The organism is Kitasatospora sp. NPDC007106 (assembly GCF_040634455.1).
In the GTDB taxonomy this organism is placed as follows: domain Bacteria; phylum Actinomycetota; class Actinomycetes; order Streptomycetales; family Streptomycetaceae; genus Kitasatospora; species Kitasatospora arboriphila.
The window spans coordinates 1-10,773 of record NZ_JBEYFP010000165.1 but is presented as its reverse complement, the minus strand read 5'-3'; the positions used below and the strand labels follow the sequence as shown (position 1 = coordinate 10,773).

Sequence of the window (10,773 nt, the reverse complement as noted above, 5' to 3'; positions counted from 1 at the left end):
GTGCACGGCGCCTTCTTCGACACCGTCACCGCCCGCGTCCCGCAGCGCGCCGACGAGGTCGTCGCCGCCGCCCTCGAGGCGAACATCAACATCCACAAGGTGGACGCCGACACCGTCTCGATCTCCTGCGACGAGACCACCACCCGCGAGCACGTCACCGCGCTGTGGGCCGCGTTCGGCATCACCGGCGGCGAGCTCGACGAGACCGCCGACGCGCTGCCGGCCGCCCTGCTGCGCGACGACGAGTACCTCACCCACCCGGTCTTCCACAGCCACCGCTCCGAGACCGCCATGCTGCGCTACCTGCGCCGCCTGTCGGACCGCGACTACGCGCTGGACCGCGGCATGATCCCGCTGGGCTCGTGCACCATGAAGCTCAACGCCACCACCGAGATGGAGCCGGTCACCTGGCCCGAGTTCGGCCAGCTGCACCCGTTCGCCCCGGCCGACCAGGTGCAGGGCTTCCTCAGCCTGATCCACGGCCTGGAGCAGCAGCTCGTCGAGGTCACCGGCTACGACGCCGTCTCCATCCAGCCGAACGCCGGCTCCCAGGGCGAGCTGGCCGGCCTGCTGGCCGTCCGCGCCTACCACCTGGCCAACGGCGACACCCAGCGCGACGTCTGCCTCATCCCGTCCTCCGCGCACGGCACCAACGCCGCCTCCGCGGTGATGGCCGGCATGCGCGTCGTCGTGGTCAAGACCCTGGTCGACGGCGACGTCGACGTCGAGGACCTCAAGGCCAAGATCGAGCAGTACCGCGACCAGCTCTCGGTGCTGATGGTCACCTACCCGTCCACCCACGGCGTGTACGAGACCGAGATCACCGAGATCTGCGCCATGGTGCACGAGGCCGGCGGCCAGGTGTACGTCGACGGCGCCAACCTCAACGCGCTGGTCGGCCTCGCCAAGCCGGGCAAGTTCGGCGCCGACGTGTCGCACCTCAACCTGCACAAGACCTTCTGCATCCCGCACGGCGGCGGCGGCCCGGGCGTGGGCCCGGTCGCGGTCCGCGCGCACCTCGCGCCGTACCTGCCGAACCACCCGCTGCAGGCGGAGGCCGGCCCGGCCACCGGCGTCGGCCCGATCTCGGCCGCCCCCTGGGGCTCGGCGGCGATCCTGCCGATCTCCTGGTCGTACGTCCGCCTGATGGGCGGCGAGGGCCTCAAGCGCGCCACCCAGGTGGCCGTGCTGAACGCCAACTACATCGCCAAGCGGCTCGCCCCGCACTTCCCGGTGCTCTACACCGGCCCCGGCGGCCTCGTCGCGCACGAGTGCATCATCGACCTGCGCCCGCTCACCAAGGAGACCGGCGTGACGGTCGACGACGTGGCGAAGCGCCTGATCGACTACGGCTTCCACGCCCCGACCATGTCGTTCCCGGTGGCCGGCACGCTGATGATCGAGCCCACCGAGTCCGAGGACCTGCACGAGATCGACCGCTTCTGCGAGGCGATGATCCAGATCCGCGCGGAGATCGAGAAGGTCGGCTCCGGTGAGTGGGCCGCCGAGGACAACCCGCTGCGCAACGCCCCGCACACCGCCGCCGAGCTGGCCGGCGACTGGCAGCACCCGTACACCCGCGAGGAGGCCGTCTTCCCGGCCGGCGTGAACCCCGCGGACAAGTACTGGCCGCCGGTGAGCCGGATCGACGGCGCCTACGGCGACCGCAACCTGGTCTGCTCCTGCCCGCCGCTGGACGAGTACGGCAACTGAGCCGGTAGCGCATGACGGAGAGGGCCCCGGAGGACGATTCCTCCGGGGCCCTCGCGGCGCTCCCGGCCGGTGGTGCCGGTGGTGCCGGTGGTGTGGTGCTGTGGTGGTGCCGGGTGGGTCAGGCCGCCACGGCGAGCGGGCGCCGCGGCGCGATCACCCGGCCGTCGGGCAGCAGTTCACCGGTGTCCTCGAAGAGCAGGACGCCGTTGCAGAGCAGGCTCCAGCCCTGCTCGGGGTGGCGGGCCACCGGTACGGCCGCCTCGCGGTCGGCCGACTCGGCCGAAGGACACTCAGTACGGTGCTGGCACATAGCTCGTACCCTCGCTTCGCTCGGATCCTGCCCCGCCGCACGGCACCCCCGTGGCGCGCCGCCCTGCCGGCGGATCATCCTCGCCGGCCCAGGTGTGAACCGGCGCTCCGGTGGGTAGGACAAGCCCCCACATCCGCTGGTTCCCAGTGTCGGCATCCCGAGTCCTTCCCGCAGCCTTTTTGTGACATGAGCCACAACCCGTCGCGGGAGATCACCCGTTCAGGCGGCCGACCCGTTCCGGAACGGCCGGACGGGCCACCGGGTTACTGACCCTGGTAGGTCAGGACCGATGGCCCGTCCGGGTGATGCGGAGGTGCCGGTCCGGAGGTCGCGCTCCGGCCGGCGTGCGGCGGTTCAGCTCTGGCTGAGCAGCATCGCGGCGCCGCCGAGCGGAGGGCGTTCCAGCGCCGCCAGCAACTCGCCCGCCCGGTAGATCCGGTGGGCCGTCACCCCGAGCGGTGCGGGGGAGAGCGGGATCAGCAGGTCGTCCCCGCCGTCCGGCGCCGAACCGTTCAGCCACAGCGCCGTGGCGTAGTGCCCCGGCATCGTCAGCAGTCGGGGCAGCCGGATCGTCCGTGAACCCTGCGCGAGCTGCCAGGCCTGCCGCAGCGCCTGGACGGTGGAGTCGAGGTAGGGGCCGGCCGCGAAGTGCGAGAAGGTGTGCCCGGCCACCGTCTCCGTCACCTCCGCCGCCGCGACGACGACGCCGCTGCCCTGCTTGATGAGGAACCGCCAGCCGGTGCGCCGCGCGGTGCCCAGCGCGGACCCCTCCAGTACGTACACGGCCAGCGGATGCGCGGGGAGCAGCGGGCCGGCGGTATGGCGCAGCGCGGCGGCTGCGGGCTTGCTCAGCGCACCCTCGTCGTCGAGGGCGGCCAGTACGGCGCGCAGGGCGCTCGGCGGTGGCTGGGGGGTCTGCAGAGTCATGGCGGGTCGCCTCTCCGTGCGAGATCGGCGTGCGAGTGCGGCATACCGGCGTGGCGGGACCTGGCCGTGTCCGGTTGGGCATGATCGCGGTGCGGGCACGGAACCACGCGAGCACGAGGTTGTCGTGCGGCGGGAAACCGGCCGGAAGCGCAGTGCGAATTCTACTCGAACAGGTGCGCAGGGTGACCTTCTTATCACGTTCGGTGTGGGGCAGCAAGTCCGATCGTGGCTGACGGTCCGTCAGTTCTTGCCCTCGTCACCGCGTTCGAGACCCCGGGCTATCGATCTTCCGGATGGGCATGATGCATGCACGGTCGACCTAGGGGAGGAGGACGCTCATGGGCGAGAAGGTCGCGGCCACTCGCGCTGAACTGTCCGACCGGCAGCTGTACCGGCGCAAGCTCCAGTCCTGTCTGGACGTGTTCGAGCGGATGCTGCGCGAGGGACGTTTCGACCGCCCCAGAGCGATGATGGGCCTGGAGATCGAGCTCAACCTGGCCGACGAGCAGGGCATGCCGGTCATGCGGAACGCACAGGTGCTGGAGTCCATCGCCTCGGCCGACTTCCAGACCGAGCTGGGCCGTTTCAACATCGAGGTCAACGTCGCCCCGCGGCGGCTCGGCGGGCACGTCCTGGAGGAGCTCCGCGAGGAGGTCGACACCTGCCTGCGCTACGCGGACCGGCAGGCGGCCGACGCCGGCGCCCGGATCGTCATGGTCGGAATCCTGCCGACCCTCGACCTGGACCACACCGGCCTGGACGCCATGTCGCACAACAACCGCTACAGCCTGCTCAGCGACCAGATCCTGGCCGCCCGCGGCGAGGACATCGCGCTGGACATCGAGGGCGTCGAGCACCTCGCGGTCGAGTCGGTCTCGATGGTCGCGGAGGCCGCGGCCACCTCGCTCCAACTCCACCTGCAGGTCACGCCGGAGAAGTTCGCACCCGTGTGGAACGCGGCCCAGGCGGTCTCCGCCTGCCAGGTCGCGCTCGGCGCCAACTCGCCGTTCCTGTTCGGCCGCGAACTGTGGCGCGAGACCCGCCCGGTGCTCTTCCAGCAGGCCTGCGACACCCGTTCGGCGGAGCTCAAGGCACAGGGCGTGCGCCCCATCACCTGGTTCGGGGAGCGCTGGGTGGACTCCGCGCTGGACCTCTTCGCCGAGAACCTCCGCTACTTCCCGGCCCTGCTGCCGATCTGCGACGACGAGGACCCGGTCAAGGTGCTCGCCTCCGGCGGCGTCCCCAAACTCGCCGAGATGCGGCTCCACAACGGCACCATCTACCGCTGGAACCGTCCCGTCTACGACGTCGCCGACGGCATCGCCCACCTCCGGGTGGAGAACCGCTGCCTGCCCGCCGGGCCCACCGTCACCGACGTCCTCGCCAACGCCGCCTTCTACTACGGGCTGGTCCGCGTCCTCGCCGAACAGTCCCGGCCGGTCTGGACGAGGCTGCCCTTCGAACGCGCCGACGAGAACTTCCACACCGCGGCCCGGCACGGCATCGACGCCGTCCTGCACTGGCCCCGGCACGGCCGGGCCGGCCGCGGCGGCACCGCCCCGACCCCCGTCACCGAGCTCGTGCTGAACGAGCTGCTCCCGCTCGCCCACCAGGGCCTCGACGAATGGGGCATCGAACCCGCCGACCGCGACCGCTACCTCGGCGTCATCGAACAGCGCTGCCTGCGCCGCACCAACGGCGCCTCCTGGCAGGCCGCCACCGTGCACCGGCTGCGCGAGCACTTCGGCATGGACCGCACCGCCGCCATCGCCGCGATGACCCGCAGGTACGTGGAGTACATGCGCACCGGCGAACCGGTGCACACCTGGCCGGTCGGCTGACCGGCCGCGCCCCGCCGCCCGCGACCGGTGCCCGCCACCGGCCGCTCGCGGCGGGGCGCCCTCATCCGCGTGTGCGAGGATGATCGGCCCGGAGGCCGTCCGTGCCGACGGGCCCGCGCGCCGGCCGGCCGCGGGGAGCGAGCCGCCGCGCGGGAGACCAGGTGACCAGCGTTACGACCGAGCCGGAGACCGGCACCCCGGCCCGCCGCCTGCTCGGCGTCGAGCTGCTCATCGTGCTCGGCCTCTCCCTCGGGGCCAGCGGCATCGCCGCCCTGATCAGCTTCGCCGACTCGCTGACCCAGCCGATCGCGCTCGGCCAGCAGGTCGCCACCCTCAACGGCTCCCGCGCGCCGGGCCGGCCCTGGATCGACCTCGCCTGGCAGCTCTACTACATCGCCCGCGGACTCATGCCCGTCGTGCTGGTCGGCTACCTGCTGGTGCGGGAGGGCGCCTCGCTGCGGGTGCTCGGCTTCGACCTCCGGGACAAGGCGCGGGACCTCGGGCGCGGCGCGCTGGTCGCCGCCGCGATCGGCGGCACCGGACTCGGCCTCTACCTCGCCGCCCAGGCCGCCGGCTTCAACCTCACCGTCGCCCCCTCCGGTCTGCCGGACGTCTGGTGGCGCATCCCCGTCCTGATCGGCTCGGCCTGGCAGAACGCGATCCTCGAAGAGGTCGTCGTGGTCGGCTACCTGCTGCGGCGGCTCGGCCAGCTGGGCTGGTCCTGGCCGGCGATCGTGGTCACCAGTGCGGTGCTGCGCGGGTCGTACCACCTGTACCAGGGCGTCGGCGGGCTCGTCGGCAACATGGTCATGGGCGTGGTCTTCTGCCTGCTGTACCGCCGCTGGGGCCGGGTGATGCCGCTGGTCGTCGCCCACGCCCTGATCGACACCGTCGCCTTCGTCGGCTACGCCCTCCTCGCCGGGCACGTCAGCTGGCTGCCCACGCCCTGACGGCCGCCCCGGGCGGCGGCCCCCACGGCCCCCGAATGCGGTTGCGGTGGGGGCGGTGGGCGGGGGAAGGATGTGTCCATGGACAGTGCAGCGGATGAGGTGGAACAGGCGATCGCGGGGGAGCTGCAGCTCATGGATCCGCGGGTGCGCTCCTCGCCGGAGCTCGCCGGCCGGCTCCTCGACCCCGGGTTCGTGGAGGTCGGCGGGTCGGGGCGGCGGTGGACGTACGCGACGATGCTCGCGGAGCTGGCGGGCCACCCGGGCGGTTCGGCGGACGGGCCTCAGTACGAGCCCTCGGAGATCTCGGGCGTGCGGCTCGCGCCGGGGCTGGTGCACCTGACGTTCGAGGCGGTGCTGGGCGGGTGCCGCAGCCGGCACAGCTCGATCTGGCGCAGGGGCCGGGACGGCGGCTGGCGGATGTACTACCACCAGGCCACCCGCGTCCCGCCCGGCGTGGATCAGTGACGCGGGCGCCGGAAGGCGCGGGGCGGGCGCCGGAGCAGGCGGTCGACGTGGTGGCGTTCGAGCCCCTGGTGGGGGTCGACCGGGATCAGCAGGCGGTCCGGGCGCAGCAGTGAGTTCCGGACGAGCCGGGGCGGGATGACGTCGTCGATCCACGCGAACGGGCGGCCCGCCGCGTGCCGGAGGATCGGGGCCCACTTGAAGCCGGAGAACAGCTCGGCGAGCCTCGTCCGCGGGTCGCCGGGCTGCCGGACGTAGCGGTTGACCCCCACCACCGGCAGCTCCGGCAGGCCGAGCAGCGGTGCGAGGTGCTCGTTGGCGGACTCCTGCCAGGTGGTGGCCCAGCACAGCCGGTAGGTGCCGGAGAGCTCCCGCAGCCACTCGCCGTGGACGGGGGAGAGCAGCACCTCGTACCCGAGCAGTTCGTGGCGTCGGAAGCCGTCCGCCGGGTACGGGTCGGCGGGGTTGAGCACCCCGTCGACGTCGATGTACAGCAGTGGTGCGTCCGGCATGCCTTCTCCCCCTCGGCCTGTACCGGTGACGGACGCGCCGCGGGGCCGCCCGGTTGCTCAGACGCCGACCGGTTCGGTGGTGCCGGCCGGTTCGCGGGCGCCGGCCGGTTCGGTGGCGTCGGCCGGTTCGCGGGCGCCGGCCGGGGCAGGCCCGGGCAGCGGACGGCTGAGCTGGCGGACCTCGGGGACGACGAGGACGGCGGCGGCCAGGGCGAGCGTGACGAGCGCGCATGTCCACAGCGCGCCGTCCAGGCCGAGCGCGTCGGCGGCGGGCCCGGCCATCGCGGTGCCGAGCGGGGTGAGCGCGATCGAGCCGAGGTGGTCGTACGCGCTGACCCGGGAGAACATCTCGGACGGGATCTCCTGCTGCAGCGCGACCATCCAGTTGACGCCGAAGACGGTGACGCCGGCGCCGGAGACGAACATCGCCGCGACCAGCACGGGCAGCTCGGTGCGGGCCGCGAGGGCCAGTCCGGGCAGCGCGAAGAGGAAGACGCCCCCGTTGCCGGTGAGCAGGATGCGGCGCGGCTGCCAGCGGGTCATCAGGACGCCGGCCGCGACCATGCCGATGCCGAAGGCGGCCATCGCGACGCCCCAGGCGCGGGCACCGCCGAAGCGGAGGTCGGCGACGACCGGCCCGTACACCGTCTCCACCGCGCCGACGCAGGCGACCACCACGGAGAACTGCAGCACCACCGCCCAGAGCCACCGCCGGGAGGCGAACTCGCGCCATCCGAGCCGGAGCTCGTGGACGAGACCGCTCTCGTGGGCGGCGTCGCGGGGTGCCGGGGAGACCTTCAGGAAGACCCGCAGGCCGCCCGCGACGGCGAAGCCGACCGCGTCCAGCACCAGCACCCAGCCGGGCCCGACCGCGGCGGTCAGCGCGCCGCCGAGCGCCGCACCGCCGATCTGCGCGCCGTTCATCGCCATCCGGTAGACCGAGAACGCCTTGCCGGCGTGCTCGGCGGCCACGCTCTCCATGATCATGCCCTCGGAGGCGGGCGCGTAGAACGCCTGGCCGGCGCCGCCCGTGGCGGAGAGCAGCACCAGCGCCCAGACCGGCGGCGCGCCGGACAGCACCAGGGCCGCCAGCACCGCCTGGGAGATCGCGTTGAAGAGGTTGGCGGCGACCATCACGTGGTGCCGCGGCAGCCGGTCCGCGAGCGCGCCGCCCACCAGCAGGAAGAGCACCAGCGGGACGAGCCGCGCCGCCGTCACCCAGCCCACCTCGGTGGTGGAGCCGCCCGCCTCCAGCACGGCGAACGCGGTGGCGATCGGCGCGGCGGCGTTGCCGAGCCCGCTGACCACGGTGGCGGCCGTCTGGATACGGAAGTTCCGTCCCGCCCAGGCGAACGGGCGGGGTGCGGAGGGGCCGGTGGGTGCGTCGGCGGGGGAGGCGGGGGAGGTCACCCGGAGACTATCGGTGTTCCGCCGCGCGATGTCCATCCGGTTTCCGGTGCCCGCCGTCCGGTGGGGACGGCCCGGGCACGCACCCGGTCGGGCGGCTCAGCCGAGGTGGCCCCAGAGGAAGCTGAGCGTGCGCTGCCAGGCGATGTCGGCCTGCAGCGGGTCGTAGGTGCCGGCCAGGTTCTCGTCGTTCATGAAGGCGTGTCCGGCCGGGTAGAAGTGGATCTCCGGCCGCCGGTCGGTGGCCTCGCCGATCAGCATCGCGGCCTCGTCCACCGCCTCCTGGGGGATCGAGCGGTCCTCCTCGCCGTAGTGGCCGAGCACGTGGGCGGTCAGGCCGCGGTAGTCGTAGTCCGGGATCCTCGGCAGGCCGTAGAAGGGGACCACCGCGGCGACCCGGTCGCCCTCCTGCGCGGCCAGCACCAGGGCGAACCCGCCGCCCATGCAGAACCCGACGACGCCGACCGCGTCGCCGACCACGTGCGGCAGCCCGAGCAGGAGGTCGACCGCACCACGCAGGTCGCGGGCGGCCCGGTCGGTCGGCAGCTCGCGCAGCATCCGGGCGGCCTCCTCCCGGTCGTGCGTGGTGGCGCCGCCGAACAGGTCCGGCGCGAGGGTGACGAAGCCCTCGGCGGCGAACCGGTCCACCATCGACACCATGTGCGAGGTCAGGCCCCACCACTCCTGGACGACCACCAGTGCCGGACCGGTGCCCTGCGGCGGCACCGCCAGGTAGCCGTGTGCCGTGCCCCCGTTGCTAGGGAAGGTGACGTTCTGCGGGGAACTGCCCATGGCCTCTCCGTGGGGTGGGCCGCGTGAACGCGGCGGGGCGGCGGGTGCGGGGACGATGCTATGCGCGGCGGCGGTGCGGCACGGGGGACGCGCACCGCGCCGATCGGGTGAGCGGCCCCGGCCGTCAGCCCATCTCCTCCAGGGCCCGCCCCTTGGTCTCCCGGATGCAGAAGACCACGAACGGGATGGAGAGGAGCGCGAACCCCGCGTAGACGGCGTAGGTTGCCGACAGGTTCCAGTCGGCGAGGTCCGGGAAGGAGACGGTGATCGCCCAGTTGGCGATCCACTGTGCGGAGGCCGCCACCGACAGCGCCAGCGCCCGGATCCGGTTGGGGAACATCTCGCCGAGCAGCACCCAGACCACCACGCCCCAGGAGAAGGCGAAGCAGAACACGAAGACGTGCGCGGCGACCAGGGCGACCGTGGCGTAGGTCTGGTCGAGCGTCGCGCTGTCGCCGGTGCCCTGCCGGAACGAGAACGCCCAGGCGGCGGTGCCCAGCGAGAGGGCCATGCCGACCGAGCCCGCCAGGGCCAGCGGCTTGCGGCCGATCCGGTCGACCAGGGACATCGCCAGCACCGTGCCGATCACGTTGACGATCGAGGTGGAGAGGCTGATCAGCAGGGAGTTCGACTCGTTGATGCCGACCGACTGCCAGAGGAAGGACGAGTAGTAGAAGATCACGTTGATGCCGACGAACTGCTGGAAGACCGAGGCGCCGATGCCGACCCAGACGATCGGCAGCAGCCCGAACCGCCCGCCCAGCAGGTCCTTCGCCCGCGGCTTGTGCGCGGACTCCAGCACCGCCCGGATCTCGGCGATCCGAGCGTCCAGGTCCACGTCCGGGCCCTCCACCTCGGCGAGCACCTCGCGGGCCTGCTCCTCGCGCCGGTCGGCGATCAGGTAGCGCGGCGACTCCGGGATCGCCAGCGCCATCAGCCCGTACACCAGCGCGGGGATCGCCTCCACGCCGAGCATCCACTGCCAGGCCTGGATGCCGCCGAGGTGGTTGGTGGACTCGCCACCGGCCGCCTGGTTGAGCGCGTAGTTGGCGAGCTGCGAGACGGTGATGCCGAGCACGATCGCCAACTGCTGGAAGGAGGCCAGCCGGCCCCGGTACGCGGTCGGTGCCACCTCGGCGATGTAGGTGGGGGCGATCACCGAGGCGATGCCGATCGCGATGCCGCCGACGACCCGCCAGAAGCCGAGCAGGCCGATGCTCGGCGGGAACATCGAGCCGACGCCGCTGATCGCGAACAGCACCGCGGCCAGCAGCATCGTCCGGACCCGGCCGAGGTGGTCGGCGAGCCGGCCGGCGATCACCGCGCCGAACGCCGAGCCGAGCAGCGCGATCGCGACGACGAACGCCGTCGTGCCGTTGCCCACTTCGAAGTGCTGCTGAATGCCCGTCACCGCACCGTTGATGACGGCGCTGTCGTAGCCGAAGAGGAAACCGCCCATCGCGGCCGCGGCCGAGATGAAGACGACGTGGCCGAGGTGGTCCTCGGCGTCCGGCGGGGAGATGGACACGCGAGCGGCTCCTCGGCGGTCGGCGGCCCTCCTGCTCGGCCGGATGGACAGGGCACGTCCCACAGTCCATCAGTTCCGCGCCCCCACCGCCCGCCGGGCCGGGCCGGCCGGGCGACGGAGGTCACCCGGACGCCGTCACCCGGATGCCCGGACACGCCGGCCCGGCCAGGAACCGTCGTCAAAGGGTGCTCGGGCGGTCGGTTCAGGGGCGCGTGGGGGCCTTCGGCCGGGATATGCCCCCACGCGCCCCATGCGGTGTCCGTGTGCCCTTTGAAGACACGTCCTACGGCCGAGCGGCCCGGCCGGGGCGCGGGCCGTCGGCCGAGGCCGC

Annotated in this window: 10 protein-coding genes; 4 read left to right on the top strand and 6 right to left on the bottom strand. The window is 72.9% G+C overall.

Going from position 1 to position 10,773, the window contains the following annotated elements; translation table 11 throughout:
- On the top strand, nucleotides 1-1,713 hold a 1,713-nt coding region (gcvP, locus tag ABZ641_RS16080; RefSeq protein ID WP_359982373.1), incomplete at its 5' end, for an aminomethyl-transferring glycine dehydrogenase.
- A gap of 118 nt (nucleotides 1,714-1,831) precedes the next feature.
- Here the strand turns inward: gcvP and ABZ641_RS16075 are convergent.
- On the bottom strand, nucleotides 1,832-2,023 hold the full coding sequence (locus tag ABZ641_RS16075) for a DUF5999 family protein (protein WP_344624316.1): 192 nt from the start codon (nucleotides 2,021-2,023) through the stop codon (nucleotides 1,832-1,834).
- A gap of 354 nt (nucleotides 2,024-2,377) precedes the next feature.
- Nucleotides 2,378-2,950, bottom strand: a complete 573-nt coding sequence (locus ABZ641_RS16070) for a hypothetical protein (RefSeq protein WP_359982370.1) — start codon at nucleotides 2,948-2,950, stop codon at nucleotides 2,378-2,380.
- A 338-nt stretch (nucleotides 2,951-3,288) separates the two neighbouring features.
- Between ABZ641_RS16070 and ABZ641_RS16065 the strand changes: the two genes are divergently transcribed.
- The 3 genes from ABZ641_RS16065 to ABZ641_RS16055 all read left to right on the top strand — a co-directional run bounded on the left by ABZ641_RS16065 (nucleotide 3,289) and on the right by ABZ641_RS16055 (nucleotide 6,206).
- A complete protein-coding gene (locus tag ABZ641_RS16065; protein WP_344624314.1) occupies nucleotides 3,289-4,791 on the top strand; it encodes a glutamate-cysteine ligase family protein in 1,503 nt (500 codons plus the stop codon).
- Nucleotides 4,792-4,952: 161 nt separating this feature from the next.
- Nucleotides 4,953-5,741, top strand: coding sequence for a CPBP family intramembrane glutamic endopeptidase (locus tag ABZ641_RS16060; protein ID WP_359982367.1), 789 nt, complete (start codon nucleotides 4,953-4,955; stop codon nucleotides 5,739-5,741).
- A gap of 78 nt (nucleotides 5,742-5,819) precedes the next feature.
- Complete coding sequence (locus ABZ641_RS16055; protein ID WP_359982364.1) at nucleotides 5,820-6,206, top strand: nuclear transport factor 2 family protein; 387 nt, start codon at nucleotides 5,820-5,822, stop codon at nucleotides 6,204-6,206.
- On the opposite strand, the gene ABZ641_RS16050 is transcribed toward ABZ641_RS16055, so the two are convergent.
- The 4 genes from ABZ641_RS16050 to ABZ641_RS16035 all read right to left on the bottom strand — a co-directional run bounded on the left by ABZ641_RS16050 (nucleotide 6,200) and on the right by ABZ641_RS16035 (nucleotide 10,442).
- Entirely contained in the window at nucleotides 6,200-6,715 is a 516-nt protein-coding gene (locus ABZ641_RS16050) for an HAD domain-containing protein (protein WP_344624311.1), read from the bottom strand. The genes ABZ641_RS16055 and ABZ641_RS16050 overlap by 7 nt on opposite strands.
- Before the next feature lie 57 nt (nucleotides 6,716-6,772).
- Nucleotides 6,773-8,125: an MFS transporter gene (locus tag ABZ641_RS16045; protein WP_359982357.1), complete on the bottom strand. Its 1,353-nt coding sequence runs from the start codon at nucleotides 8,123-8,125 to the stop codon at nucleotides 6,773-6,775.
- 96 nt (nucleotides 8,126-8,221) lie between these two features.
- The gene (locus tag ABZ641_RS16040) at nucleotides 8,222-8,914 is read right to left on the bottom strand and encodes an alpha/beta fold hydrolase (RefSeq protein WP_359982354.1); all 693 of its coding nucleotides are present in this window, start codon (nucleotides 8,912-8,914) and stop codon (nucleotides 8,222-8,224) included.
- Between the two features lie 124 nt (nucleotides 8,915-9,038).
- Entirely contained in the window at nucleotides 9,039-10,442 is a 1,404-nt protein-coding gene (locus tag ABZ641_RS16035; protein ID WP_344624308.1) for a sugar porter family MFS transporter, read from the bottom strand.
- Between the last annotated feature and the right edge of the window lie 331 nt (nucleotides 10,443-10,773).

Excerpts from the sequence above, each read along its gene's own strand:
- ABZ641_RS16075 (WP_344624316.1), bottom strand. The coding sequence starts at position 2,023 with ATGTGCCAGCACCGTACTGAGTGTCCTTCGGCCGAGTCGGCCGACCGC.
- ABZ641_RS16070 (WP_359982370.1), bottom strand. The coding sequence starts at position 2,950 with ATGACTCTGCAGACCCCCCAGCCACCGCCGAGCGCCCTGCGCGCCGTA.
- ABZ641_RS16065 (WP_344624314.1), top strand. The coding sequence starts at position 3,289 with ATGGGCGAGAAGGTCGCGGCCACTCGCGCTGAACTGTCCGACCGGCAG.
- ABZ641_RS16055 (WP_359982364.1), top strand. The coding sequence starts at position 5,820 with ATGGACAGTGCAGCGGATGAGGTGGAACAGGCGATCGCGGGGGAGCTG.
- ABZ641_RS16050 (WP_344624311.1), bottom strand. The coding sequence starts at position 6,715 with ATGCCGGACGCACCACTGCTGTACATCGACGTCGACGGGGTGCTCAAC.
- ABZ641_RS16040 (WP_359982354.1), bottom strand. The coding sequence starts at position 8,914 with ATGGGCAGTTCCCCGCAGAACGTCACCTTCCCTAGCAACGGGGGCACG.